The following is a 26,376-nucleotide window of genomic DNA, read 5'->3' as shown; positions in this document are numbered from 1 at the left end:
CGCGGGCAGAAGTGGCCACTTAAGGGGGCTGACGAGGCATCGTCACGCAGGGGCCCGGGTCGGAAACGGCCCGGGCCTTTGGCATTTCTGGCCCCGTACACCCGATCTTCCACCGTCGCCCCGGCCTTGAGCCGAGGCTGGGCTTCCTGACAGCATCGAGGAAAGGCAGCCCTGCCCCGGATCAAGTCCGAGGCGACGAGCGTGATGCGTTTCTGGTCGTCGGACAAGGAAGTTCGGGGAGGAGGCCTCGGGAGCCATCCCGGCCCCCTCCCCTGTCCGGCCGTGCGATCCCGCGTGCATGGGACCTGCACCGCACCGGAGTCGCGATCAGAAGTTGAACTTGATGGTTCCACCGAACGTCTGGGGATCGCCGACCTGCGACGCGATCAGGCCGGTGTTGCCGCCGGTGCCCGCAAGGTAGAGGTCGATATAATCCTTGTCGAAGGCGTTGCGCGCCCACACGAACGCGTCGAAACGCTCGGTGCGAAAGCCGCCACGGAAGTTGTGCAGCGCATATCCGTCCACCCAGGTGTAGATCGACGGCGACGGGTTGGACGACCAGCGCGAGCGCGAGCTGGCGTCATAGCCGAGGTAGAATTGCCCATCCTGCCCAAACAACTTGCTCGGCACATTGCCCTCGGCACCCCAGGAGAACGCCCATTTCGACACGCCCGGCAGCACCGATCCGGATGCGTCATAAATTGGCGGGCTGACCGCCCCCGGCGTGCTCGGCGCGCCGACCGTGCCGGTGAAGGTGCACTTCCCCGTCTGGACGATCCCGGTGGTCGATCCGCCAGCGAGTTCCGGCGGCGGCGGGGCATCGCAGAACTGGTCGAACTTTGCGTCGGTATAGGCGCCGCTGACATAGGCGTTGAAGCGCGCGCTCGGACGGATCGAGAAATCAGCCTCGACGCCCTTGCTGCTCACTCTGTCCGCATTCGCCAGATAGCCGCGCACGGTGCCGAGCTGGCCATTGCTCACGCTGGCCTGGAAATCCTTGATCTTGGTCCAGAAGCCGGTGACGTTGAACGTCGCCTTGCGATCCCAGAACTGAGTCTTGAGGCCCACCTCGAAATGATCGACCTTTTCCGGCTTGATCGTGAAGTCGGCCGCGTTGGGCACGCCATTCGCGTCAGCGCGGACGCCGTTCAGGTTGATACCGCCCGTTTTGAACGAGCGCGCATAGGTCGCATAGGCGTTGATATCGTCGGCCAGCTCATAGCGCAGGTTGAGGTCGTAGGAGAGGTTCCACGCGCTGAATTCAGGCTCGAAAAACTGCGATGCCTGAATACCGCGCTGTGCTGCGATCCAGGAATCGGAGTAGTAAGGCGACCCCGGAACCGGTGACACTTCGCGGCGCGTGCCGTCCGACGCGGTCCCAGTCACCACCGAGTTATACAGCCCATCCTTCTTGTCATAATTGATGCGGACGCCGGGCGACACGGTGAAGCGCTCGCCAACCTTGAGGTTAAGCTTGCCGTAGAGCGCGAGGCTGGTGTTATCGAGCCGGATGTCGTTGATCGCGACCAGATTGTTCAGCACCGCCGGGTTGTTCGACAGCGCGCTGGTCGGGTTGAGCAGCCAGCGGCTGGCATCGCGCCCCGTCTCCTGAATGCCGCTGGTGCGGATCTTCTGGTGGAAGGCGAATGCGCCGACCACGAAATCGAACCCGTTCCCTTCATGATTGAAGCGGAATTCCTGCGAATATTGGCTCTGCTCGGTCGGGTTGTTGACCTTGGTGTAGACCTGCAGTCCGGTGTAGTCGCGGTCGTTCGCCGGGGTCCAATCCCAGAACCGCCACGCAGTGATCGAGGTCAGGCTATTGCCATCGCTGACGTCCCACACCGCCCGGATCGATGCGCCGCCAATCTCGTTGCGTGCCGACAGCTGCGCATCGACATCGGTCACCCGGTCATAGGGGTTGGTGCTGGGCGGCGCATAGCCGGGGAATGCGGCGATCAGCGCGGGATATTGCCGGTTCGCGGCGCGCTGCGTCGGGCCGTAACCGCCATATGTGAACGCGCAGCAGATCGGATCCTGCAGGTTCCAGTCAACGGCAAAGGTGATGCTCAGATCCTCGCTCAGCTTCCACAGCACCGACCCGCGGATCCCGACGCTGTCCTGCGACTGGATCCAGCTTTTCGAATATGTGTTCCACAGCGTGCCGCGGCGGTGGGTCGTCGTCACGCTGAGCCGCGCGGCGAGAGTGTCCGACAGGGGGCCAGAGATCGACGCCTTGCCCTGCTTGAAATTGAGGTTGCCGACCGAAATCTCACCGCGCCCCTCGAACTCGAAGCTCGGCGCGCGGGTGGTGATGTTGATCGCGCCAGCGGTGGTGTTCTTGCCGTACAGCGTCCCCTGCGGCCCGCGCAGCGTCACGATCTGCTCGACATCCACGAAATCGAGCGTCGCAGAGGCGATGCGGTTGTAGAACACATCGTCGATGTAAATGCCGACGCCCTGCTCGAACCCGTCATTGGTCAGCCCGAACGGCGCGCCGATGCCGCGGATGTTGATGAAGGTGTTGCGCGGGTTCTGCGAATAGAATTGCAATGTCGGCTGGAGCTGGGTCAGCCCGGTGATGTTGTAGGTACCGCGCGCCTCCAGTGTGTCGGAATCGACCACCGAAATGGCGACCGGGACCTCCTGCACATTCTCCGACCGGCGACGCGCAGTCACGACGATCGTGTTCGAATCCTGCGCTTCGGTCTCTTCGGCAGCCGCGACGACTTCAGCGGCGGCGGGCTTTGGCTCGTCTGCCAGAGCGGACGGCGATGCGCTGCTCAACAGCAGAATGGAAAGGCTCGTCAGGCTCACAGGTGGTCCCCTTTGATGATGTCCCGATTAAACTCCATCAATTGAGTATGGTTTAGCGACAAAGCAATTCTATTCCTACTGCATTAGTGGGCTTTATATCGTTCGAACGGCACGCTCTGCCGCTCTTGAAAGCGCGCGCGCAGTTCCCAAATCACGATTGTTCGGTGCCTCAGGGGCCGGACAGACTTGGCATCGCGGGTGAACCGGATACCGCAAGACGTTGAAATTGCTCATTGGAGGATTACGCTATGCGTCAGATTGATTTGACCCCCTTCCGCCGCTCGACCATCGGCTTCGACCGGCTCTTCGACATGCTCGAAGCCACCGCGCGCCAGTCCAGCAGCGAGAATTACCCGCCCTTCAACCTCGAACGCGTGTCAGACGACCGCTATCGGATCACGCTCGCCGTCGCCGGGTTCAAGGCTGACGAGATCGAGATCGTCGCCCAGCAGAATCTGCTTCAGGTGACGGGCAAGAAGGGCGAGACCCAGGACAACAACCCCGCCCAGATGCTGCACCTCGGCATCGCCAATCGCGGGTTCGAGCGCCGCTTCGAGCTGGCCGACTTCGTGCGCGTCGAGAGCGCGGACCTCACCGATGGCCTGCTCGTGATCGAGCTGGTGCGTGAAGTTCCCGAGGCGATGAAGCCGAAGAAGATCGCCATCGGCGGCGGTACCGGCGAAGCGACCCCGATCGAGCATCGCGACGTCGCCTGACAGCCACCCCCCGGCGGCGCGCTGACCCCTTGCGCACCGCCAACAAAGAGGGCGTCCGAACTGCGGTTCGGACGCCCTTTTTTAATGCGTTGAGGAAACTGCGTTCAAACCAGTCGCGACTGCCGCACTGCCGCTTCGATGAAGCTGGCGAACAGGGGGTGCGGATCGAACGGCTTGGACTTCAGCTCCGGGTGGAACTGGACGCCGACGAACCACGGATGGTCGGGCCGCTCGACGATCTCGGGGAGCATCCCGTCCGGCGACAGGCCGGAGAAGACCAGACCGCCAGCCTCCAGCCGCTCACGATAGCCCGTGTTGACCTCATAGCGGTGCCGGTGGCGCTCGCTGATATCGTCGCTGCCATAGATCGACGCGACCACCGAATTGCCGTCGAGTTTCGCCGGGTACGCACCGAGCCGCATCGTGCCGCCCAGATCGCCACCCTCTTCGCGCTTTTCGATCCCGTCGGCGCTCATCCATTCGGTGATGATGCCCACCACCGGCTCCTGCGTCGCGCCGAATTCGGTCGACGAAGCGCCCTCAATCCCGGCCAGGTTCCGCGCGCCCTCGACGCATGCCATCTGCATGCCGAAACAAATGCCGAAATAGGGCACCTTGCGCTCGCGCGCGAAGCGGACGCTGGCGATCTTGCCCTCCGCACCGCGCGATCCGAACGCGCCGGGGACCAGGATCGCGTGGCACGGCTCAAGGTTCGCCGCAACCTCGGCGTCGTCGCCCTTCTCGAACAGCTCGGCGTCGATCCAGCGGATGTTGACCTTCACCTTGTTGGCGATGCCACCATGGACCAGCGCTTCGTTGAGCGACTTGTACGCGTCCGGCAGGCCGACATATTTGCCGACCACGCCGACCGTCACTTCACCCTCAGGGTTGAACAGGCGATCGGTGATCTGCGTCCAGCGGCTCAGGTCCGGTGCGGCGCCCGGCTCGATTCCGAACGCGCGCAGCACTTCGCTGTCGAGCCCCTCGGCATGATATTGCAGCGGCACGGCATAGATGCTCGCCGCGTCGAGCGCCGGGATCACCGCGCTGGCGGGGACGTTGCAGAATTGCGCGATCTTGGCGCGCTCGCCCGCGGGCAGCGGCTGTTCGCACCGGCACACCAGCACATCGGGCTGCACGCCCAGCGACGCCAATTCGCGCACGCTATGCTGGGTCGGCTTGGTCTTCAGCTCGCCCGCTGCCTTGATATACGGCACCAGCGTGACATGGACGCTGATCGACTGGCCCCGGCCGAGCTCATTCTTGAGCTGACGGATCGCCTCGATGAACGGCAGCGACTCGATGTCGCCGACGGTGCCGCCGATCTCGCACAGCACGAAATCCAAATCCTCGGTCTCCGCCTGCGCGAAGTCCTTGATCGCGTCGGTCACGTGCGGAATCACCTGGACGGTCGCACCCAGATAGTCGCCGCGCCGCTCACGCTCGATGATCGTCTTGTAGATGCGGCCCGACGTGATGTTGTCCGACTGGCGGCTGGCGACACCCGTAAACCGCTCATAATGGCCAAGATCCAGGTCGGTCTCGGCCCCGTCGTCGGTCACATAGACTTCGCCATGCTGATAGGGCGACATCGTGCCCGGATCAACGTTGAGATAGGGATCGAACTTGCGAATGCGGACCTTGAACCCGCGCGCCTGAAGCAGCGCAGCGAGGCTCGCGGCCATCAGGCCTTTGCCAAGCGAGGAGACCACGCCGCCGGTGATGAAAATATACCGCGTCATGGGAGTCACCGCTTATCCTTCAAGCACGAGTGGGGGCAAGCGCCCGACTCCGGACGCCGCCAAATAAAGTTTCGAAAATGCCGTTTAGTTGGCGAGCGGGACCGCGCTGTTGTCCGCGGGGGCCACGGGAACAGGCTGCGTCGCCGGCGCACTCTGCGTGGCAGGCGTCGCCGCACGGCTGGTGTCGATCGCGGTATCGCCGCGGGTTGCCGCCAGAACCGCCAGCGTGATGCTCATCACCACGAACGCGCCTGCCAGAACCGCAGTCGCGCGGGTGAGGAAATTGGCCGCGCCGCGCGCCGACATCAGGCCCGACGGGCTGCCGCCCGAGGTCAGGCCGCCGCCTTCCGACTTCTGCATCAGGATGATCGTCACCAGCAGAAATGCGATGACGGCATGAACGACGAGGAGGAAGGTGAACAGCATGGCGGTCTTTCTCGGGAAAGCGGCCACATAGGGAACAGCGCGGCGCGGATCAACCGCGTATCGCCCGCACGCGCTGCTTCGGGGATTGTCACCGAAACGGAACATTTCGTCATCGACCTGAAACCCGTTGGGCATCGGGGCGTTAATGAACCCGAATGTCCGGTTTCTTCCGGCACTGTAACAGAGTGATGAGTAGCGCGATGAACGCCATGAGCGACCCTTCGCTGGATCAGTGGAAATCGACCTTGATCGATTATGTCCGGTCCGGTGAGCCCGATCTGACCAACCGCCAGATGGCGTTGATGCTGCTTGTCTACCTCGATCCGGGGCCGCACACAGTGCGTGGACTGGCGCGCGCGCTCAATGTGTCAAAGCCCGTAGTGACACGCGCCTTGAACAGGCTGGGCGCACTAAGCTATCTGCGCCGCCAGCGCGATGAAACCGACAAACGGAACATCTTCGTCGCGCGCACACCTGAAGGGGCGGAGTTTCTTGCAGAATTCGGACAATTCGTCACCGGCGACAGCGTCGCCAGCAACGGCAAACAATCCGCCTCCGCGTAACCGATTCGCGCTGACGGGCCGCTCGGTCCAGATCGACCCGCGGCGTGAGGCCGCGCGCCGTGATCTGGCCGATGTCCGCCTCGCCGATCGCGTATTCGCGCCGCATTACGCCGCGCCGCTGATTCAGATCGCCGCGCGCCCGACGGCGCTGCGCGTCGCCCGCGATGCCGACTCCGAAGTGTTGGCGACGCTCGGTAGCGGCGATGTGTTTGAAGTTCTCGAACTGTCCGGCGGTCTCGCATGGGGCAGCGCGCCGGGTCATAAGTTGGTCGGCTATGTCCCGACGACCGATCTGGGGCTGCCGGCATGACCATCTCGGTTTTCATCGACGGTGCCGCCGGAACGACGGGACTCGAGATTCGCGATCGCCTATCGGGTCGCAACGAGATCGAACTGATCGCGCTCGCCGATTCCGACCGCAAGGATGCAGGCAAGCGCTCAGAAGCGCTGAATAGCGCCGATTTCGTCATCCTCTGTCTCCCCGACGACGCCGCGCGTGAAGCCGTGGCGCTGATCGATAATCCGCGCACCCGCGTCATCGACGCGTCGACCGCCCACCGCGTCGCTGATGGCTGGACGTATGGCTTTGCCGAACTCGAGCCGTCACAGACGCAGGCGATCGCCGATGCGTCGCGCGTGTCGAACCCCGGGTGCTGGCCGACCGGATATCTCGCACTCGTACGCCCGCTGGTGCGCGCCGGCCTGATCCCCGCCGACTGGCAGCTCAGCGCTGGTGGCGCATCGGGTTACTCCGGCGGCGGTAAGGCGATGATCGCGGAGTTCGAGGACGGGACCGAACCGACTGGTTTCCGCGCCTATGGGCTTGACCTAGACCACAAGCATTTGCCCGAGATGCAGAAGCATGCGCGGATGGAGCATCCGCCAATCTTCATGCCGGCGGTGGCGCACGCCTATCGCGGCATGCTGGTCGAAGTTCCGCTCGCGCTTGCCGCCCTGCCACGCAAGCCCTCGCCAACCCAAATCCTGCATACGCTCGCCGACGCCTATCGCGACTCGCCGATCGTGCGCGTGATCGAGGAGAATGACGCCACGCTCGTCCGGCTCGAAGACGACGCGGGCACCGATCGCCTGACCATCCGCGTATTCGGCAATGCCGATCGCGGCCAGGCCCGGCTGATCGCGACGCTCGACAATCTCGGCAAGGGTGCTGGCGGCGCAGCGGTTCAAAACCTCAACATCATGGCCGGGTTCGACCCGACCGCGGGTCTGGTGCTCTGATTGCGATCGGGCCGGCGTCGCAACCGGCCCAACTTTAGCACCGAATAGGTATGCGCGGCTTCGCAAGTCGCGCATCCGCTGCTAGGGCGGCGGCGAAGACACATTGGGAGGATCGATGCGACAGCCATTCGGCAAGCTGCTGCTGTTCGGAGCCACGGGTGACCTGGCCCAGCGCATGCTGATTCCCTCGCTTTACGGCCTCCATGCGGATCATCTTCTGCCCGAAGGGCTGACGATCACGGGTACCGCGCGGTCAACGCTGTCAGATGCCGAATATCGCGACTTCTGTGCGAAGGCGCTGGAAACCTACCTGCCCGAAGACCGCAAGGACGCGAAGGCGATCGCGGCATTCCTCGCCCGCGTCCAGTATCAGCCGCTCGATGTCTCTACACTCGATGGCTATGACGCGCTGGCGACCAAGCTCGGCGACATTTCCGATGGCCTCGCCATCTTCCTTTCCACCGCACCCAAATTCTTCGAACCGACGATCAAGGGCCTCGCTGCGGCGGGACTCGCCGGACACAATGTCCGCATCGGCCTCGAAAAGCCGCTCGGCACCGACCTGCCGTCGAGCCGTGAGATCAACGACGCCGTCGCAGCGGTCTTCCCCGAGGATCGCACCTTCCGCATCGACCATTATCTGGGCAAGGAAACCGTCCAGAACATCCTCGCGCTGCGCTTCGGCAATTCGCTGTTCGAGCCGGTGTGGAACGCCGCGGGCATCGACCATGTCCAGATCACGGTCAGCGAGACTGTCGGGCTGGAAGGGCGCGCAGGCTATTATGACGATGTCGGCGCGCTGCGCGACATGGTCCAGAACCATATCCTTCAGCTGCTCGCGCTGATCGCGATGGAGCCCCCAGCCCGCTTCAACGGCACCGCGATCCGCGACGAGAAGGTCAAGGTACTGCGCTCACTCCGCCCGATCGTGGGGCAGGACGCTGGGAACCTGACCGTCACCGGCCAGTATACCGGCGGCGCATCGACCGGAAAGATCGTCGGCGGCTATGCCGAGGAGCTCGAAAAGCCGTCAAAGACCGAGACGTTTGTCGCGATCAAGGCGCATGTCGATAACTGGCGCTGGCAGGGCGTCCCCTTCTACCTGCGCACCGGCAAGCGGATGACCGAACGACGCAGCGAGATCGTCGTCCAGTTCAAGCCGGTCCCGCATTCGATCTTCGCCGAGCGCGGTGGCGTGCTGCAATCGAACACGCTGATCATCCGCATCCAGCCGGAGGAATATGTCCGCCTGCTGGTGATGGCGAAGGAACCGGGTCTCGACCGCGACGGCGTGCGCCTGCGCGAAGTGCCGCTGAACCTCAGCCTCGACACCGAATTCGCCGGCACCCGCCGCCGAATCGCCTATGAACGGCTGTTGCTTGACCTGATCGAGGGCGACCCCACCTTGTTCGTGCGCCGTGACGAGGTCGAGGCGCAATGGGCCTGGATCGACGCGATCCGCGCCGGATGGGACATGGCCGACGTCAAGCCAAAGCCCTATGCGTCAGGCACGTGGGGTCCCTCCGCCGCTATCGCGCTGACCGAACGCGACGGCGTCACCTGGAACGAATAGCCCTCGCACCGGATAGAAGTTTTCCCACTGGAGTAGTTGAAAATGGCCGAAGAAATCGAATGGTGGGAGTATGAGGAAGCCAGCGAGTGGGCCGACGCCCTTGCCGGCGACATCGCCTTCATCATCGAAAGTGCGATCGACGCGCGCGGCGGCGCTGTGATCGCGCTGGCGGGCGGCAAGACCCCCGCCCCGGTCTATGAAAAGCTCGCCGCGGCAAAGCTCGACTGGAAGCGCGTGACGATCGTCCCGACCGATGACCGGCTGGTCCCGCTCGGCGACCCGCTGTCCAACGTTACCGGCCTTGGCAAGGTGTTCATTCCGAAGGGCGCGCGCGTCGTGCCGCTGGTGAGCGAAAAGGCCGACGACTATAAGGCTGCTGGCCGCGCCGCCGATGCGCGCCTCGCCGACCATCACTTCCCGCTCGACCTCGTGCTGCTCGGCATGGGCACCGACGGGCACACCGCCTCGATCTTCCCCGGCCCCGATTTCGAGGAAGCGCTCAACGGCCCGAAGGAGCGCCGCGCACTCGGCGTCATGCCCGATCCGCTGCCGCCCGAGGCACCGGTCGCGCGCGTCACGCTGTCGTCGGCCGCCATCGCCGACGCCAAGTCGCTGATGATCGCGATCACCGGGGCTGAGAAGCGCAAGGTGCTCGAAACCGCGATCAAGCAGGGCGCGTCGGGCAATTACCCGATCGGTCGCGTGCTGGCCGAGACCGAACTGCCGGTCGACGTCCACTGGCTCGAAGGATGATCCAACTCACATCCGTTTGTGCTGAGCTTGTCGAAGCACGGCTACCCGCACCCGGTGAGTCGCACTGCCCCTCGACAGTCTCAGGGCAAACGGCTGAAGGCTGAAAACATGACCCAACTCCACCCCGAAATCGCTGCCGTTACCGACCGCGTCATCACCCGGTCGAAGGACCGCCGCGCCGCCTATCGCGACCTGATGACGCAGCAGCGCGAAGGCGGCGTCAGCCGCCGTGGCCTGGGCTGCGCCAACCTCGCCCATGCCTATGCCGGTACGGACGAGCAGCGTGACGCGATGAAGCCGGGCAACCGGATGAATATCGGCATCGTGACGGCGTATAACGACATGCTGTCGGCGCATGCGCCCTATTACCGCTACCCCGAACAGATGAAGATCTGGGCGCTGGAAGCGGGCGCCACGGCGCAGGTCGCGGGCGGCGTCCCCGCCATGTGCGACGGCGTGACGCAGGGTTATGCCGGCATGGAGCTGTCGCTGTTCAGCCGCGACACGATCGCGCTGTCGACCGCAGTCGCGCTCAGCCACAATACGTTCGAGGGTGCCGCGCTGCTCGGCATCTGCGACAAGATCGTTCCGGGCCTGCTGATGGGCGCGCTGCGCTTCGGTCATCTCCCGATGATCATGATCCCCGCCGGCCCGATGCGCACCGGCATCGCCAACAAGGAAAAGGCACGGGTCCGCGAGCTCTATGCCGAGGGCAAGGCGAGCCGCGAAGAACTGCTCGAATCCGAAATCGCCGCCTATCATGGCAAGGGCACCTGCACCTTTTACGGCACCGCCAATTCCAACCAGATGATGATGGAGGCGATGGGCCTGCACGTGCCCGGCGCGTCGTTCATCAATCCGGGCACGAAGCTACGTCAGGAACTGACCAAGGCGGCGGTGCAGCGCCTGCCCCAGATCGGCTGGGACGGCGACGATTACCGTCCGATCGGTGAGGTCGTCGACGAACGCGCCATCGTCAACGCGGCGGTCGTGCTGCTCGCCACCGGCGGGTCGACCAACCATCTGATCCACCTGCCCGCCATTGCGCGCAGCGCCGGGATCCTGATCGACTGGGAGGATTTCGACCGGCTGTCGCGCAGCGTGCCGCTGCTGGCGCGCGTCTATCCCAATGGCTCGGCCGACGTGAACGGGTTCGAGGATGCAGGAGGCCCGACCTTCGTGATCCGCGAACTGCTCAAGGCTGGCATCCTTCACGGCGACACGCTCACCACCTTCGGCGACGGCCTCGACGCCTATGGCAAGAGGCCCGTTCTTGAGGGTGAAGCACTGGCCTGGGCCGATCATGATGCGGTCAGCGGCGACGAGACCATCGTCCGCACGATCGACGCCCCCTTCTCGGAAGAAGGCGGCTTCCGCATCCTCTCCGGCAATCTCGGCCGCGCCTGCATTAAGGTCAGCGCAGTCGAACGCGACCGCTGGACGATCGAAGCACCCTGCCGCGTGTTCGAAACGCAACAGGCGGTGCAGGACGCGTTCAAGGCCGGCGAACTCGACCGCGATGTCGTCGTCGTCGTCCGCTTTCAGGGCCCACGTGCCAACGGCATGCCCGAACTGCACAAGCTGACCCCGCCGCTCGGCGTCCTCCAGAACCGCGGTTTCCGCGTCGCTCTGGTGACCGACGGGCGCATGTCGGGCGCGTCTGGCAAGGTACCGGCAGCGATCCATCTGTCGCCCGAAGCGCTGGGTGGCGGCCCGATCGGCAAGCTGCGCGACGGCGACGTCGTGCGGGTCTGTGCGGAAGAAGGCGTTCTGCAGGCGCTGGTCGACGCAGCTGAGTGGGACGCGCGTGACCTCGCCGCCGCGCCCCCGCCCGACCTTGGCAGCGGGCGCGAGCTGTTCGCGATGATGCGTCAGGGCGCGAGCGAGGCCGAAGCCGGCGGATCGGCGATGCTCGCCGCAGCCGGCCTCTAAGAAAAGAACAGGGAGAAGACGTTTGGAAGTCGTAGCGGTCGATATCGGCGGGACCCATGCCCGCTTCGCCATTGCCGAGGTTGAAAATGGCCGCGTCGTCTCGCTGGGCCAGCCGGTCACGCAGAAGACCGCCGACCACGCCAGCTTCCAGCTCGCCTGGCAGGCATCGGCGCGCGAATTCGGCCGACCCATGCCGCGCGCCGCTGCGATCGCCCTCGCCTCGCCGATCAATGACGAGCTGATCAAGCTGACCAACAACCCCTGGATCATCCGCCCACGGCTGATCCACGAACGGCTCGACGTCGACAGCTACAGCCTGATCAACGATTTCGGCGCGATCGGCCATGCCGTTGCCCAGCTTCCCGACAGCGATTTCGTCCATCTGTGCGGCCCGGTGACAGCGTTGCCGGAGCGCGGTTCGATCACCGTCTGCGGCCCCGGCACCGGGCTTGGCGTCGCGCAGGTCTTCCGTCCCCCAAGCGGCGGCTATCACGTCATCGCGACCGAGGGCGGGCATATGGACTTCGCCCCGCTCGACAGCATCGAGGACGCCTATGTCCGCCGCCTGCGCTCGACCTACACCCGCGTTTCGGCGGAGCGGATCGTGTCCGGCCCCGGCATCGTGCCGATCTACGAAACGCTGGCGCAGATCGAGGGCAAGGCGGTGCACAGCCTGTCCGACAAGGAAATCTGGACGCTGGCGCTGGAGGGCAAGGACAGCCTCGCCGTCGCCGCGCTCGACCGCTTCTGCCTCAGCCTGGGCGCGGTAGCGGGCGACCTCGCGCTTGCGCATGGCCCGACCGGCGTGGTCATCGCAGGCGGCCTCGGCTTCCGCCTCAAGGATCACCTGCTCGGCTCTGGATTTGCACAGCGTTTCGTCGCAAAGGGGCGCTTCCAGGGGTTGATGTCCTCGATCCCCGTCAAGCTGATCACCCACCCCCAGCCCGGCCTCTATGGCGCGGCGGCGGCCTATGCGCAGGAGCATACGCAATGAGCATCGAAACCATCATGCGGACCAGCGCGGTCATCCCCGTTCTCGTCATCGACGACGCGGCGACCGCCCGCCCGCTGGCCGAAGCGCTGGTCGCCGGTGGCCTCAAGGTGCTCGAAGTGACGATGCGCACGCCCGCCGCGCTCGATGCGATCCGCGAGATGAAGAAGGTCGAGGGCGCGATCGTTGGCGCCGGGACCGTCGTCAACACCGACCAGTTCGCGCGCGTGATGGACGCAGGCGCCGAATTCATCGTCTCGCCGGGCCTCACCGATCGCCTCGGCCAGGTGATCGTCGAGAGCGGCGTCCCCTTCCTCCCCGGCATCGCGAATGCCGGCGACATCATGCGCGGCTATGACCTCGGCCTGCGCCACTTCAAATTCTTCCCGGCGGAAACCAGCGGCGGGCTGAAGGCGCTCAAGGCACTCGCCGCGCCCTTCTACGAAGCGAAGTTCTGCCCCACCGGCGGCATCAGCGCCACGACGGCTCCCGACTGGCTCGGCTTCGATCCCGTCCTGTGCGTGGGTGGCAGCTGGATCACGCCCAAGGGCGCGAGCATGGCCGAAGTCGAAGCACTGGCGCGGGAGGCGAGCGCACTGGCGTAACGCTGATGGACGCGAGCCGTCAGCCCCATTTCCGCTTTTATCCCGGCGTCTATCGCGATGCCGGGGCGATGGAGGAATCCGAATTGAGGTAGCGCTCCCATAATTCGATTGTGCTCGCTCCCGCATTCGGCAAATCTCGCCGGTGACAGGGGGAGGTTTCTATGGATGATGCGGTTTCACCGCAGGCAACGCTTGCGAAGATCAGCCGGCGGCTGATGCCGTTGCTCTGCACCATGTATCTCCTCGCCTATATCGACCGGCAAAATGTCTCCTATGCCAAGCTGGAGATGGTCGACGCGCTCGGTATGTCCGAAGCAGCTTATGGCCTCGGCGCCAGCCTGTTCTTCCTCGGCTATTTCCTGTTCGAAGCGCCCGCAAACATGGTCCTCGCCCGCGTTGGCGCGCGCGTGTGGTTCACGCGGATCATGCTGACCTGGGGCCTGATCACCATCGCGCTCGGCTACACGCAGAGCCCGACGATGTTCTACGTCCTGCGCTTCCTGCTCGGCGTTGCGGAGGCGGGATTTTTTCCCGGCGTGCTCTACCTCCTCACCCTCTGGTACCCCCAGGCGCATCGCGCGCGGATGGTCGGTCTGTTCATGATCGCCAGCGCCTTCGCGAACGCAGTGGGGTCGCTGATCGGCGGTGCGTTGCTGGAGCTGGACGGGCTGGCGGGGCTCGCCGGATGGCAATGGGTGTTCGTCGCCACCGGCCTTCCGCCGGTGCTGCTCGCCCCGGTGGTGCTGTGGAAGCTGCCGAGCACGCCCGGCGAAGCGAAATGGCTGAGCGCCCCCGAGAAGACCTGGCTCGCCAATACCCTCGCCGCCGAAGCCCCCGCCGGAGACCCGGGCTCAGCCTGGCGCGCGCTCACCGATCCGCGCGTGCTGTTGCTCGCGCTGCTCTATTTCGCGATGCCGCTCGGTGCCTATGGCCTCAGCTACTGGCTGCCGACCATCGTCAAAAGCTTCGGCGCGTCGAACATCCAGAACGGCATCATCAACGTGATCCCGTGGATCCTCGTCGCGGTCGCGCTCTGGGCCGTCCCCCGCCACGCCGCGCGGCATGGCACCAGCCGCTGGCACGTCGCCGGCCCGATGCTGATTGCCGCCGTCTTCTTCCTCGCCAGCGTCATTCTGCCCGGCGCAGCGGTCAAATTCGCCTGTCTGTGCATCGCCGCCGCCGCAATCTTCTCCGCCCAGCCGGTGTTCTGGAGCATCCCCCAGGGCCTGCTCCGCGGTGCCCACGCCGCCGCCGGGCTCGCGGTGATCAACTCGGTCGGCAATCTCGGCGGATTCGCCGCGCAGAACGCAGTGCCGATGGTCCGCGACTATACCGGCAGCACACTCGCCCCGATGGCGATGCTGGCGGGGGTGCTGGCGGTGGGAGGGCTGGCGTTTCTGATTGTGCTGCCGCGTCTTGGGGTGGGACAGTCATCGAATTTGCGACTGAACCCGGCTATTCAAAAATCCTGATAGACACCTCTCGGCGCGCTTGGCGACGAAACCACCACCACAGCCCCAGGAAAACCGTCGCGGGTGCGCCTAGATGGAGTATCAACTGGTAGATGCTGATGGTCCTTGGAACGATCGCATCAACGTCAAACCGGTGCTGAATTGCAAAGGTGATCAAACTCAGCCCATGCCGCCTAACGCGGACAACGCCGCGCGGCTATGAGTTCGACCTGCGCCACTTCAAATTCTTCCCTGCGGAGACCAGCGGCGGGCTGAAGGCGCTCAAGGCCCTCGCGGCGCCCTTCTACGAAACGAAATTCTGCCCCACCGGCGGCATCAGCGCCGCGACTGCCCCCGACTGGCTCGGCTTCGATCCCGTCCTGTGCGTCGGCAATAGCTGGGTGACACCCAAGGGCCCGAGCATGGCCGAAGTGGAAGCACTGGCGCGGGGGGCGAACGGCCTGCGGGGCTGATTAGTCGGTCAGCGTCTTTTCAAACACGATACCATTGCGCGTCACCGACCATAGCTTCTTGTCAGGCGTGGCAACAACGATCGGAATTGCCGAGGCTATTGCGGTAAACGCGTGGATTTCGGTGGGCGTCTGATCGAGCAAATGCGTGACGAAAAAGGCCGCGGTAGCCGGTGCCGTCTTCGGCTTCGCGAGCGGGAAGCATGTGTTCATAAAGCTCCGGCTGCTGCCAATCTTGCCGCTGTCATCCACCAGTATGAGATAATGCCCGCCAAGCGGCCAGTTACCCTCCGCAACCTGCGCTGACAGCAGGTACACGCGCACCGGCATGCCCGGAGCCTCAGGCGGCAAAACTACGCTGTTGAACCGCGCTGGGGTGCATGATTTGAGTTTACGCTTCTCAGCGTCGACGAATGCAGCATCACGCGCTCGGGCAAGCAAGGCCTCTGTCTCGTTCAGCGACTGCGGATTGGCAGAACTCTGAGTTCTCATGACCTTTCCGTCCCGAACCCATGCCTGAAAGAACCGCTTGGCGGCATCGCCAGTCTCGCTCTGAAAGGTCACGACCAAGTCGTCCCCCTCTGGCGTCACGACCCAGCCGCGGACTGCAGACAGTCGATCGCGCGGAACTTCAGCCAGCATGGCATCGGTCGCGACCCATGCGGCCCGATCATAGGCGTATATCATCGTGCCGGTTGCATGAATGGCGGCCAGTCGCTCTGGCGCCTGCGCCCCAGAGTCATCCGCCGATGCCGCGAACGACGTTGGGGGGGAAAGAGCCAGACAAATCGCCGTAAGCGCCGCCCTCCAGTGCAACTGCATCACATCTCCCCTCGCGCCCGGCGCAGCGCATACCATTTCTGGACGTTCGCGTTGTGCTGCTCCAGCGTGTCGGCGAAGATGTGCCCGCCGGTTCCGTCCGCGACGAAGTAGAGCGCGCTGGTCGCTTCGGGGTCCAGCACTGCGTCGATGCTCGCGCGACCCGGATTGGCGATCGGCCCGATCGGCAGCCCGGCGCTGGCATAGGTGTTGTACCCGTTCTTGTCCTGCAATTCAGAGCGTAGGATGCGGCGACCCAGCGGCTTGCCCTTGGTCACCGGGTAGATGACGGTCGGATCGGCCTGTAGCGGCATCCCGCGCTTGAGCCGGTTGGAATAGACCCCCGCGACCTTCCGCCGCTCTTCGGACTTCCCGGTTTCCTTCTCGACGATCGATGCGAGGGTCAGCGCTTCCTGCGGTGTGCTGACCGCGATGTTCGGCTTGCGACGCTCCCACGCTTCGGCGAGATATTTGTCCATCGCCGTTTGCATGCGATCGAGCACCTGCTGCCGCGTATCGCCGCGATTATAGGCGTAGCTGTCCGGGAGGACACTGCCCTCGACCGGCACATCGACCTCTCCCTCCAGCTGCTCGGCCGCCATCAGCCGTTCGTGGACGAGGATCGACGGCATCCCCTCCGGGATCATCACGAAACGCTGCAGAGTGCGCCCGCCCTGCAGCATCTTGAGCAGGTCCGATTGGCTGATCTTCGCGGGCACGCGATATTCGCCGGCCTGAATCGGGGTGTCGTCGCCGAACACCCGCGCCATCCACAGGAACAGGTCCGCGTCGCGGATCGCGCCCTGTTTCTGCAGCTCGCGCGCCGCGGTGGTCAGGGTCGATCCCTGCGCCACCATCAGCGACACATTGCGCGTCCCCGGCCCGGCCCCGCCCCACAGCTGCGCCGCCCAAAAGGCCGCGCCGACCAGCGCGAGGATCAGGAGAACGCCGAAACAGCCGAACTTGCGCAACGCGAATCTCCGTCCCGGGAAAACTGCCCTCCCGCTTGCGAGAAGGGTCGGGGGAGGGCCTGTCATCCTCCAGCCCGACGAAAACATGCCCTCCCCTAACCCCTCCCGCAAGCGGGAGGGGGATCAGGTGGGATCAGACCGCCTTCATCACCAGCGATGCGTTGGTGCCACCAAAGCCGAACGAGTTGTTCAGCACCGCGCGCACCTTACGCTCCTTGGCCTTGTGCGGGACCAGATCGACGCCCGCGCAATTCTCGCTGGGGTCGTCCAGGTTCAGCGTCGGCGGCACGATCCCGTCGCGCATCGCGAGGATGCAGAAGATGCTCTCCACCGCGCCCGCGCCGCCGAGCAGATGGCCGATCGCCGACTTGGTCGAGCTCATCGACAGGTCGCCGATCGCATCGCCAAACAGGCGGCGCACCGCGCCCAGCTCGAGCTCGTCGCCCAGCGGGGTCGAGGTTCCGTGTGCGTTGATATAGTCGATGTCCGCCAGCGACAGGCCCGACTTCTTCATCGCCATCTGCATCGACCGGAACGCACCCGATCCTTCGGGATGCGGCGCGGTGACGTGATAGGCGTCACCGGACAGGCCATAGCCGAGCACTTCGGCGTAAATCTTCGCGCCGCGCGCCTTGGCCCGCTCATATTCCTCAAGCACGACGATTCCCGCGCCCTCGCCCATGACGAAGCCGTCGCGGCCCTGATCCCACGGGCGGCTCGCCCGCCACGGCTCATCGCGGAAGCCGGTCGACAGCGCACGCGCCTGACCGAACCCGGCGATGCCGATTGGGCAGATCGTGCTCTCTGCACCACCCGCCAGCATGACGTCGGCGTCATCCATTGCGATCATCCGCGCCGCATCGCCGATTGAATGCGCGCCGGTCGAACAGGCAGTGACGACCGCATGGTTCGGCCCCATCAGCCCGTATTTGATCGACACCTGACCCGAGATCAGGTTGATCAGGCGGCCATGGACGAAGTGCGGCGAAACGCGCTTCGGCCCCTTTTCGGCGAGCACCAGCGATTCGCTCTCGATCCCCGGAAGGCCGCCAATGCCCGAACCGATCGAACAGCCGGCGCGATAGCGCTCCTCCTCGGTCATATCGAGCAGGCCGGCATCCTCGATCGCCTGTCCGGCGGCGTCGATGCCATAGATGATGAACGGATCGACCTGGCGCTGGATCTTGTGATCCACCCGCTTGCCCGGATCGAAGCCATATTCGTGATCCGCGGGCTTCACTTCGCAAGCATAGTTGGTGTGATAGTCGGTTGCGTCGAACCGGGTGATCATCCCCGCGCCCGATTTGGCGGCGAGGACGTTCTTCCACGCGGTTTCGACATCCGCCCCCAATGGGGTCACGAGGCCAAGGCCAGTCACGACGACGCGCCGCATAATCAGTCTCCGTAATCGAGCATCGCGCTACCGACGATGCGACAACAAACTTGCTTCAAAAACGAAACGGCTCCCCACCCCTTTCCGGGACCGGAAGCCGTTCGTCAAATCCTGCCCGCCCAAATCTTGCCTGAGCTGGCGGCCATGCGATAGCGTCGCTTAGCCCTGATTTTCGTCGATATAGGTGATCGCGTCCTTGACGGTCGTGATCTTCTCGGCCGCGTCGTCGGGGATTTCGACACCGAATTCCTCTTCGAACGCCATCACCAGCTCGACGATGTCGAGGCTGTCCGCGCCCAGGTCGTCAATGAAGCTCGCATCTTCGGTCACCTTGTCGGCTTCGACGCCGAGGTGCTCGACGACGATCTTCTTCACGCGATCGGCGGTCTCGCTCATGCCCTGTTCCTTCTTGATTGGGTCGTTAAAAGTTCAAAATCCTGAACGCACCTAGAACGCCGCCCGCCCCTGCGCAAGAGGGTCGCGACCGGCGTTGCGGTCGATCACAACATCGCCATGCCACCGTTGACATGCAAGGTCTGGCCGGTGACGTATCCCGCCTCCTTCGACGCCAGATAGACGACCGCCGCACCGATATCCTCGCCGCTGCCCAGATCGCCCGCCGGAATCCGGGTCAGCAGCGCAGTCTTCTGCGCCTCGGGCAGCACATCGGTCATCGCCGAGCGGATGAAACCAGGCGCGACGCAATTGACGGTGATGTTGCGGCTGGCCAGTTCCTGCGCCATCGCCTTCGACATACCGACCAGACCCGCCTTGGACGCGGCATAATTGGCCTGCCCCGGATTGCCGGTCGCACCGACGACGGAGGTGATCGAGATCATCCGGCCATAACGCGCCTTCATCATCGGCTTGGCGGCGGCGCGCATCAGGCGGAATGCCGCCTCAAGGTTCACGCGGATGACCGTGTCCCACTCCTCATCCTTCATGCGCATGGCGAGGTTATCGCGCGTCACGCCAGCGTTGTTGACGAGGATGTCGAGCTTGCCGAGCGCTTCCACCGCCTGTGGCACCAGCGCATCGACCGCGGCCGCATCGGACAGGTTGCACGCCAGCGCGACATGGTCGCCGCCCAGATCGGCGCGAAACGCTTCCAGCTTCTCGGCATTGGACCCCGAAACCGCCAGCCGCGCACCCTGCGCCGCCAACGCCTTGGCGATCTCAGACCCGATCCCACCCGATGCGCCAGTCACCAGCGCGGTCATGCCTGTAAGGTCGAACATGTTCATTCTCCTCAGAGCGCTTTCTCGAGCGCTTCGATATCATCCATCGTCACGACGCTGGTGACGGTTGCGTCCGGCGCGATGCGCTTGACCATCGCGCCCAGCACCTTGCCGCCGAGCTCGACATACTCATGCACCCCGGCGTCGAACATCGCAGACACCGACTCGCGCCACCGCACCATGCCCGTCACCTGCTCCACCAGCAGCGCGCGGATTGCGTCGGGATCGCTCACCGGCGCGGCGGTGACATTGGCATAGACCGGCACCAGTGGCGCGCGGATCGCGACATCCGCCAGCGCCTTGGCCATCGCATCGGCGGCGGGCTGCATCATCGGGCAATGGAATGGGGCGGAAACGGGCAGCAGCACCGCGCGCTTGGCACCATGATCCTTGGCAATCGCCACAGCGCGGTCGATCGCGCCCTTGGCGCCCGAGATCACCACCTGCGACGGGTCATTGTCGTTGGCGACGGTGCAGACTTCGCCTTCCGCCGCCGCATCGGCAATCGCCTGCGCCTTGACCAGATCGGCACCGAGCAGCGCGGCCATCGCCCCCTGCCCCACCGGAACTGCTGCCTGCATCGCCTGCCCGCGCAGCTTCAGCAGCTTCGCGGTGGTCGACAGGTCCAACGCCCCGGCAGCGCATAGCGCGGTATATTCGCCGAGCGAATGCCCAGCGACGAAATCCGCCTTGTCGGCGAGGCGGATGCCGCCTTCCTTCTCCAGCACGCGCAGCACCGCGATCGCATGCGCCATGATCGCCGGCTGGGCATTCTCGGTCAGCAGCAGGTCGCTCTCCGGCCCTTCGGTCATCAGCGCGAACAGCTTTTGCCCGAGCGCCTCGTCCACTTCCTGAAACACCTCGCGCGCCACCGCGCTCGCCTGTGCCAGCGCCAGGCCCATGCCGACGGATTGGCTCCCCTGCCCGGGAAAGATGAAGGCTCGCATTGTTCTGGCTCCTAGAAATCAGGCCACGCGCCCTATGCCGATGGGGCCGATCCCGCAAGATGAACGAAGCTGAACGGGTTGCGACACAAGGCGACCATTTACCCCATTCGCCGCGAAACCCCTGCGACACGCCGCCCCCAAATTGCACTTGTCGCCCGATACCGGGCTCGAACGCAGGAGACACAAGATGAAGAAGTTTGTTCTCGCCATCGTCGCCGCATCGGTTGCGGTCGGCCCAATCCTCGCCGCCGCGCCCGCCGCTGCAGCCCCCGCCCAGCAGACCCGCACGGTCGTGAAGCACAAGCCGAACGGCAATGTCGTGGTCCGTCAGCAGACGGTGAAGAAGGCGACCCCGCAGCGCTATCGCAAGTGGCAGCGCGGTCAGCGGTTCGACCAGCGGCAGGCTCAGAACTACCGCCAGATCGACTATCGCCAGTATAATCGCCAGTATCGCGGTAACCTGAACGCCCCGCCGCGCGGCTATCGCTACGTCCAGTCGGGCAATGATATCGTGCTGGTCAGCATCGCCAGCGGCATCATCGGCGCTATCTTCGGCAACATGATCCGCTAACGGAGCCTACGGGCGGCGGGGTGAGCGATCACCCCGCCGCTTGCATTTCATGGAGAGCGCGCGTAAGGGCGCATCGTTGAGCGGCGGCTTCGGCTTGCCGCTTTTCGTATTTCGGAACGACAGCCGGAGGGGCGACCGCATGGGGCGGCGTCAGCGATCGGCCAACAGTGAGAAGAAACGCATGGCTCTGTACGAGCATGTGTTCCTTGCGCGCCAGGATCTGGCACAGGCGCAAGTGGACGCACTGGCGGAAAACGCCACCAAGATCGTCGAGGATAATCAGGGCAAGGTCGTCAAGACCGAGACCTGGGGTCTTCGTTCGCTTGCCTACAAGATCGCGAAGAACCGCAAGGCGCACTACGTGATGCTCGAAATCGATGCCCCCGCGGGTGTCGTCGCCGAGCTCGAGCGCCAGACGCAGATCAACGAAGACGTGATCCGCTACATGACCGTCCGCGTGGATGGCCATGAAGAAGGTCCGACCGTGATGATGCGCAAGGGTGACCGCGAGCGCCGCGGTCGTCGCGACCGTGATGGCGACGAAGGCCGGGGAGAATAAGACATGGCACGACCCTTTTTCCGCCGCCGCAAGAGCTGCCCCTTCTCCGCGAAGGACGCGCCCCGGATCGACTATAAGGACGTCCGGCTGCTGCAGGGCTTCGTTTCCGAGCGTGGCAAGATCGTCCCCTCGCGCATCACCTCGGTGAGCGCGAAGAAGCAGCGCGAGCTGGCAATCGCCATCAAGCGTGCACGCCATCTGGGCCTGCTGCCCTTCATCGTTAAGTAAGGAGCGGACCCATGCAAATCATTCTGCTCGAGCGGGTCGAGAAGCTCGGCCATATCGGCGACGTGGTGACGGTGAAGGACGGGTTCGCCCGCAACTTCCTGCTCCCGAACAAGAAGGCGCTGCGCGCCAACGAAGCCAACCGCAAGGTGTTTGAGGCGAATCGCGAGCGCATCGTCGCCGAGAACGCCGCCAAGCGCACCGAGGCCGAGAAGGAATCGAAGACGCTTGAAGGCGTTTCGGTCACCCTGATCCGCCAGGCGTCGAACACCGGCCAGCTTTACGGCTCGGTCGCGGTGCGCGACATCATCGATTCGCTCAACGCCGATGGCCACAAGGTCACCAAGGCGCAGGTCGTCCTCGACAAGCCGATCAAGGCGATCGGCCTGTACGAAGTGAAGGTCTCGCTGCACGCCGAGGTTGGCGTGACCGTCAAGGTCAACGTCGCCCGTTCGCCTGAAGAGGCCGAGATGCAGGCACAGGGCGTCGACGTGATGGAGGCGATGTTCGAAAAGGACGAAGCCGGCTTCGTTGAAGCTTATGACCCGAACGCCGAACCCGGCGAAATCGCCGTCGAGGCGACCGAGGAGCAGGCCGAGGGCTAACCCCCTCGCCACTTCCGGCTCAGACAAAGAGAAGGCCGCCCGGTAACACGACCGGGCGGCCTCTTTTTTTCGCTTGGGAGCGAAACCTTTGAAATTACGGCGCGACGACCATCGCGCCCAACACCGCAACGAGCGGAATGGCGGCCAGCGCCACCGACATCAACTTACCCATCTGCTATCTACCTGAAGCGTCGTTCAGGGTTAACAATGCGTAGTGGCGGGGAAGGTTGCATTGGTCGCGGTCAGACGCCCCGATCATCTCCTCCCGAACAGCTATCAGATGCGTACCGACTCCATTGCGCCGTTTTCAAACGGTTCGATGCCTTGAAGGTTGATCGTAATCCTGTCCCCCTCGCGACCCACAGTGACCTTCTGGTGCTGCTTTTCTACCTGCACGAAAAAGCCGCCCCACTCCCCAGTCGGCTCGAAGCCAGCGCCGGACATTTCCTCACCTGGGCCGATGAAAACTCGGCCTGATGGTGCCGCTAGGCAATAGCCCGGCGTATTTGGATCGATGACCCCGGTAACGTGGACTTGGTAAACACCATCGTCACCGACATTCAGGAACAGTGCGTTTCCGCACTTGATCTCGGCCTCTCTATCCGCCGGGATGGACCACCAATCACCGACATCGTGAATTCGATGCGTCATAGCCCCGAGATCGAACACGCAAATAGTCGCCGTGTCGGTGACAACCGTGGTCGGGTGACTTGGCCCCTGCATTGAACCTCCACTACATTCACCGAGCACTCACTTCCGCCCGAACAGCTTCTCGATATCGCCATGCGCCAGCTTCACCCAAGTCGGGCGGCCATGGTTGCACTGCCCGGAGTGCGGCGTCACTTCCATCTCGCGGAGCAGTGCGTTCATTTCCGCGACCGAGAGCACCCGGCCCGCGCGCACCGATCCGTGGCACGCCATCGTCGCGGCGACATGGTCGAGCTTTTCCTTGAGGCTGAGCGCAGAATCGAACGCCGCCAGTTCGTCGGCGATGTCGGTGACCAGCCCGATGACATCGCCCTTGCCCAGCAGCGCCGGGGTCGCGCGGACCAGTATCGCGCGCGGACCAAAGCGTTCGAGCTCCAGCCCGAACTCGGCCAGCTCGCCCGCCCGCGCCTCCAGCCGGTCGCACGCCGGTTCGTCCAGTTCGACCACCTCGGGCAGCAGCAAGGCCTGGCTTGCCACCCCGCCACTGCTCACCGCGCGGCGCATGCGTTCAAGCACGAGGCGTTCGTGCGCGGCATGCTGGTCGACCAGCACCAGCCCATCCTCCGCCTCCGCGACGATATAGGTGCGCGCCACCTGCCCCCGCGCGACGCCGAGCGGGTAGCTGATCGCCGCCGGAACCGGCTCGGCGGCGAGTTCGGCGCGGGCTTGCGGGGGTGCGATGAAGCTGGCGCGGCGGTCGTGAACACCACCCGTCACCCCCGCGAAAGCGGGGGCCCAGCTCCTTTGCTCGTCAAGCAGTGAGGCGGGCGCGGGAGATGGGCCCCCGCTTTCGCGGGGGTGACGGTCTACCTCAGAAGTCCACAACCCCATCACCGCCGCATCGGGCCGCTGCACGCTGCGATGCCCTGCCCCGTCCAGCGCCCGCCGCAACCCGCTGACGATCAGCCCGCGCGCCAGCTGCGGATCGCGAAACCGCACCTCGGTCTTGGCCGGGTGGACGTTCACATCGACCTGATCGGGCGGCACGTCGAGGAACAGCGCCACCACCGGGTGCCGATCGCGCGCCAGCATCTCGGCATAGGCGCCGCGCACCGCGCCGGTCAGCAGCCGATCCTTCACGGGCCTTCCGTTCACGAACAGATATTGGTGATCCGCCACGCCGCGGTTGAACGTCGGCAGCCCTGCGACGCCGCCAAGCACGATCCCCTCGCGCTCGAAATCGATCCCCACGCTGTTGGCGGCCAGATCTCGGTCGGTCAGCGCGGCGACGCGCGCGATCCGGTCCATCCCCTCCTGAACGCTGAGCACCCTTCGCCCGTCATGCTCGACCGAAAAGCCAATCTCGGGCCGCGCCATCGCCAGCCGCTTCACCACATCTAGGCACGCGGCATATTCCGACCGGGTCGAGCGCAGAAATTTGCGCCGCGCGGGTACTTTCTCGAACAGCCCTTCGACCCGAACGCGCGTGCCGGGGGGCAGTGCGGCAGGCCCCTCCGCCACCAATTCGCCATTGTCCACCGTCCGCGACCAGCCATCCGCGCCGCGCGGGCGGCTCTCGACGGTGAAGCGCGACACGCTGGCAATCGACGGCAACGCCTCGCCGCGAAAGCCCAATGTCGTGACGGCATCGATCGCGTCGTCGGGCAGTTTCGACGTCGCATGCCGCTCCAGCGCCAGCGCCATTTCGGCGGGAGTCATCCCGCATCCGTCGTCGGTAACCTCGATCAGTTCGATCCCGCCGCCGCCCAGCCGGACGGTGATCCGGGCCGCACCCGAATCGACAGCGTTTTCCACGAGTTCCTTGAGCGCGCTGGCAGGGCGTTCCACCACCTCACCCGCTGCAATCCGGTTGACAAGATGCTCCGGCAAGCGGCGTATTGACATGCAGGTTGGTGTAGCCCAAGCGACGCCATCCTGCGAGCCGTATCCTCCAGAATTCCCATTCCTGAGCTGACCTGCTCCGGATGGGTCAATGCTAACCCAAATGCGTATCGCGCCGCCCGTCAAGCGCGAAGGACGGAACCATAGATGGCGTTTTTTTCCCGCTTTTTCAAATTCATGTCCCACGACCTTGCGATCGATCTGGGGACCGCGAACACGGTCGTCTATTTGCGCGGCCGCGGGGTCGTGCTAAATGAGCCGTCAGTCGTAGCGGTCGAAACCATCAACGGGATTAAGCGGGTCAAGGCTGTCGGCGACGACGCCAAGCTGATGATGGGCAAGACGCCCGGCAGCATCGAGGCGATTCGCCCGCTGCGCGATGGCGTGATCGCCGACATCGATGTCGCCGAAGAGATGATCAAGCACTTCATCCGCAAGGTGCATGGCGGCCGCAAGTTCATGCGCTGGCCCCAGATCGTGATCTGCGTGCCGTCCGGTTCGACCAGCGTCGAGCGCCGCGCGATCCGCGATGCCGCGTCCAACGCCGGCGCGTCACAGGTCTTCCTGATCGAAGAGCCGATGGCCGCCGCGATCGGCGCCGATATGCCGGTGACCGAACCGATCGGGTCGATGGTCGTCGACATCGGCGGCGGCACCACCGAAGTCGCCGTGCTGTCGCTGCGCGGTCTTGCCTATTCGACCTCGGTCCGCGTCGGCGGCGACAAGATGGACGAGGCGATCGTCTCCTATGTCCGCCGCAACCATAACCTGCTGATCGGCGAAGCGACGGCGGAGCGGATCAAGCAGGAAGTCGGCGTTGCCAAGCCGCCTGCGGACGGCATCGGCCTGACCATCCACATCAAGGGTCGCGACCTGGTCAACGGCGTTCCCAAGGAAATCCAGATCAACCAGGGCCAGATCGCCGAGGCGCTGAGCGAGCCGGTCGGCACGATCGTTGAGGGCGTGCGCATCGCACTCGAAAACACGGCGCCCGAGCTGGCGGCGGACATCGTCGACCAGGGCATCGTCCTGACCGGCGGCGGCGCGCTGCTCGAGGGCATCGACGAAGTGCTTCGCGATGAGACGGGTTTGCCCGTTACCGTCGCCGAAGACCCGCTGACCTGTGTGGCGCTGGGCACTGGACGTGCGCTAGAAGATCCTGTGTTTCGTGGTGTTCTGATTCAGGTCTGAGGAAACGGGGGCTATGGCGCCGCCACATA

General features: G+C 64.6%; 27 protein-coding genes and 1 pseudogene. 17 read left to right on the top strand and 11 right to left on the bottom strand.

All coding sequences use genetic code 11. The annotated features are described in order from the left end of the window. Window positions 1-327: 327 nt before the first annotated feature. The gene (locus K9B35_RS05820) at window positions 328-2,817 is read right to left on the bottom strand and encodes a TonB-dependent receptor (RefSeq protein ID WP_224920860.1); all 2,490 of its coding nucleotides are present in this window, start codon (window positions 2,815-2,817) and stop codon (window positions 328-330) included. 248 nt (window positions 2,818-3,065) lie between these two features. On the opposite strand from K9B35_RS05820, the gene K9B35_RS05815 reads away from it, so the two are divergent. Beyond that, on the top strand, window positions 3,066-3,533 hold the full coding sequence (locus tag K9B35_RS05815; protein ID WP_224920859.1) for an Hsp20 family protein: 468 nt from the start codon (window positions 3,066-3,068) through the stop codon (window positions 3,531-3,533). 104 nt (window positions 3,534-3,637) lie between these two features. On the opposite strand, the gene K9B35_RS05810 is transcribed toward K9B35_RS05815, so the two are convergent. Then, entirely contained in the window at window positions 3,638-5,275 is a 1,638-nt protein-coding gene (locus K9B35_RS05810) for a CTP synthase (RefSeq protein ID WP_224920858.1), read from the bottom strand. An 84-nt stretch (window positions 5,276-5,359) separates the two neighbouring features. Further along, complete coding sequence (gene secG, locus K9B35_RS05805; RefSeq protein ID WP_224921114.1) at window positions 5,360-5,698, bottom strand: preprotein translocase subunit SecG; 339 nt, start codon at window positions 5,696-5,698, stop codon at window positions 5,360-5,362. Between secG and K9B35_RS05800 the strand changes: the two genes are divergently transcribed. The 11 genes and pseudogenes from K9B35_RS05800 to K9B35_RS05750 all read left to right on the top strand — a co-directional run. Beyond that, window positions 5,672-5,890 (top strand): hypothetical protein, encoded by a 219-nt coding sequence (locus tag K9B35_RS05800; protein WP_224920857.1) that lies wholly within the window; start codon window positions 5,672-5,674, stop codon window positions 5,888-5,890. The genes secG and K9B35_RS05800 overlap by 27 nt on opposite strands. 20 nt (window positions 5,891-5,910) lie before the next feature. Beyond that, complete coding sequence (locus K9B35_RS05795; RefSeq protein ID WP_412103444.1) at window positions 5,911-6,264, top strand: MarR family transcriptional regulator; 354 nt, start codon at window positions 5,911-5,913, stop codon at window positions 6,262-6,264. Further along, a complete protein-coding gene (locus tag K9B35_RS05790; protein WP_224920855.1) occupies window positions 6,194-6,574 on the top strand; it encodes an SH3 domain-containing protein in 381 nt (126 codons plus the stop codon). Before K9B35_RS05795 ends, K9B35_RS05790 begins: the two co-directional genes overlap by 71 nt. After that, window positions 6,571-7,503, top strand: coding sequence for an N-acetyl-gamma-glutamyl-phosphate reductase (gene argC / locus K9B35_RS05785; protein ID WP_224920854.1), 933 nt, complete (start codon window positions 6,571-6,573; stop codon window positions 7,501-7,503). Before K9B35_RS05790 ends, argC begins: the two co-directional genes overlap by 4 nt. Before the next feature lie 115 nt (window positions 7,504-7,618). Further along, window positions 7,619-9,076 carry a glucose-6-phosphate dehydrogenase gene (gene zwf, locus K9B35_RS05780; RefSeq protein WP_224920853.1) on the top strand — a complete coding sequence of 486 codons (1,458 nt, stop codon included), beginning with the start codon at window positions 7,619-7,621 and terminating at the stop codon, window positions 9,074-9,076. Window positions 9,077-9,118: 42 nt separating this feature from the next. Continuing rightward, window positions 9,119-9,829, top strand: a complete 711-nt coding sequence (gene pgl, locus K9B35_RS05775; protein ID WP_224920852.1) for a 6-phosphogluconolactonase — start codon at window positions 9,119-9,121, stop codon at window positions 9,827-9,829. Between the two features lie 108 nt (window positions 9,830-9,937). Beyond that, entirely contained in the window at window positions 9,938-11,761 is a 1,824-nt protein-coding gene (gene edd / locus K9B35_RS05770) for a phosphogluconate dehydratase (protein WP_224920851.1), read from the top strand. 22 nt (window positions 11,762-11,783) lie between these two features. Beyond that, the gene (gene glk, locus K9B35_RS05765; RefSeq protein WP_224920850.1) at window positions 11,784-12,755 is read left to right on the top strand and encodes a glucokinase; all 972 of its coding nucleotides are present in this window, start codon (window positions 11,784-11,786) and stop codon (window positions 12,753-12,755) included. After that, the gene (gene eda, locus K9B35_RS05760; RefSeq protein WP_224920849.1) at window positions 12,752-13,357 is read left to right on the top strand and encodes a bifunctional 4-hydroxy-2-oxoglutarate aldolase/2-dehydro-3-deoxy-phosphogluconate aldolase; all 606 of its coding nucleotides are present in this window, start codon (window positions 12,752-12,754) and stop codon (window positions 13,355-13,357) included. Before glk ends, eda begins: the two co-directional genes overlap by 4 nt. Window positions 13,358-13,518: 161 nt before the next feature. Beyond that, window positions 13,519-14,829: an MFS transporter gene (locus K9B35_RS05755; RefSeq protein WP_224920848.1), complete on the top strand. Its 1,311-nt coding sequence runs from the start codon at window positions 13,519-13,521 to the stop codon at window positions 14,827-14,829. Between the two features lie 191 nt (window positions 14,830-15,020). Beyond that, window positions 15,021-15,281 (top strand): annotated as a pseudogene (locus tag K9B35_RS05750) (2-dehydro-3-deoxyphosphogluconate aldolase); the annotation flags it as partial. On the opposite strand, the gene K9B35_RS05745 reads toward K9B35_RS05750, so the two are convergent. The 6 genes from K9B35_RS05745 to fabD all read right to left on the bottom strand — a co-directional run bounded on the left by K9B35_RS05745 (window position 15,282) and on the right by fabD (window position 20,646). Then, entirely contained in the window at window positions 15,282-16,100 is an 819-nt protein-coding gene (locus K9B35_RS05745) for a hypothetical protein (protein ID WP_224920847.1), read from the bottom strand. Continuing rightward, complete coding sequence (gene mltG / locus K9B35_RS05740) at window positions 16,100-17,068, bottom strand: endolytic transglycosylase MltG (protein ID WP_224920846.1); 969 nt, start codon at window positions 17,066-17,068, stop codon at window positions 16,100-16,102. The genes K9B35_RS05745 and mltG overlap by 1 nt, the downstream gene beginning before the upstream one ends. Window positions 17,069-17,201: 133 nt before the next feature. Next, complete coding sequence (gene fabF / locus K9B35_RS05735) at window positions 17,202-18,461, bottom strand: beta-ketoacyl-ACP synthase II (RefSeq protein WP_224920845.1); 1,260 nt, start codon at window positions 18,459-18,461, stop codon at window positions 17,202-17,204. 159 nt (window positions 18,462-18,620) lie between these two features. Next, on the bottom strand, window positions 18,621-18,857 hold the full coding sequence (locus K9B35_RS05730) for an acyl carrier protein (RefSeq protein ID WP_066662604.1): 237 nt from the start codon (window positions 18,855-18,857) through the stop codon (window positions 18,621-18,623). A gap of 104 nt (window positions 18,858-18,961) precedes the next feature. Further along, entirely contained in the window at window positions 18,962-19,699 is a 738-nt protein-coding gene (fabG, locus tag K9B35_RS05725) for a 3-oxoacyl-[acyl-carrier-protein] reductase (protein WP_224920844.1), read from the bottom strand. Between the two features lie 11 nt (window positions 19,700-19,710). Next, window positions 19,711-20,646 (bottom strand): ACP S-malonyltransferase, encoded by a 936-nt coding sequence (fabD, locus tag K9B35_RS05720; protein ID WP_224920843.1) that lies wholly within the window; start codon window positions 20,644-20,646, stop codon window positions 19,711-19,713. Window positions 20,647-20,833: 187 nt separating this feature from the next. Here fabD and K9B35_RS05715 point away from each other — a divergent pair, with 187 nt between their 5' ends. The 4 genes from K9B35_RS05715 to rplI all read left to right on the top strand — a co-directional run bounded on the left by K9B35_RS05715 (window position 20,834) and on the right by rplI (window position 22,606). Continuing rightward, a complete protein-coding gene (locus tag K9B35_RS05715; protein ID WP_224920842.1) occupies window positions 20,834-21,217 on the top strand; it encodes an RcnB family protein in 384 nt (127 codons plus the stop codon). 181 nt (window positions 21,218-21,398) lie between these two features. Continuing rightward, window positions 21,399-21,776 carry a 30S ribosomal protein S6 gene (rpsF, locus tag K9B35_RS05710; RefSeq protein ID WP_224921113.1) on the top strand — a complete coding sequence of 126 codons (378 nt, stop codon included), beginning with the start codon at window positions 21,399-21,401 and terminating at the stop codon, window positions 21,774-21,776. Window positions 21,777-21,779: 3 nt separating this feature from the next. Beyond that, window positions 21,780-22,004: a 30S ribosomal protein S18 gene (gene rpsR / locus K9B35_RS05705; protein WP_066575653.1), complete on the top strand. Its 225-nt coding sequence runs from the start codon at window positions 21,780-21,782 to the stop codon at window positions 22,002-22,004. A gap of 11 nt (window positions 22,005-22,015) precedes the next feature. Then, window positions 22,016-22,606 carry a 50S ribosomal protein L9 gene (gene rplI, locus K9B35_RS05700; protein ID WP_224920841.1) on the top strand — a complete coding sequence of 197 codons (591 nt, stop codon included), beginning with the start codon at window positions 22,016-22,018 and terminating at the stop codon, window positions 22,604-22,606. Between the two features lie 276 nt (window positions 22,607-22,882). Here rplI and K9B35_RS05695 read toward each other — a convergent pair whose 3' ends face one another. After that, on the bottom strand, window positions 22,883-23,329 hold the full coding sequence (locus tag K9B35_RS05695; RefSeq protein ID WP_224920840.1) for a DUF6386 family protein: 447 nt from the start codon (window positions 23,327-23,329) through the stop codon (window positions 22,883-22,885). Window positions 23,330-23,356: 27 nt separating this feature from the next. After that, entirely contained in the window at window positions 23,357-25,159 is a 1,803-nt protein-coding gene (gene mutL / locus K9B35_RS05690) for a DNA mismatch repair endonuclease MutL (RefSeq protein WP_224920839.1), read from the bottom strand. Between the two features lie 144 nt (window positions 25,160-25,303). Between mutL and K9B35_RS05685 the strand changes: the two genes are divergently transcribed. Beyond that, entirely contained in the window at window positions 25,304-26,347 is a 1,044-nt protein-coding gene (locus K9B35_RS05685) for a rod shape-determining protein (protein WP_224920838.1), read from the top strand. The last annotated feature ends 29 nt before the right edge of the window (window positions 26,348-26,376 follow it).

Source organism: Sphingomonas sp. R647, from assembly GCF_020177055.1.
GTDB lineage: Bacteria > Pseudomonadota > Alphaproteobacteria > Sphingomonadales > Sphingomonadaceae > Sphingomonas.
The sequence above is the reverse complement of the archived record's forward strand: the minus strand, read 5'-3'. Positions and strand labels throughout refer to the sequence as shown.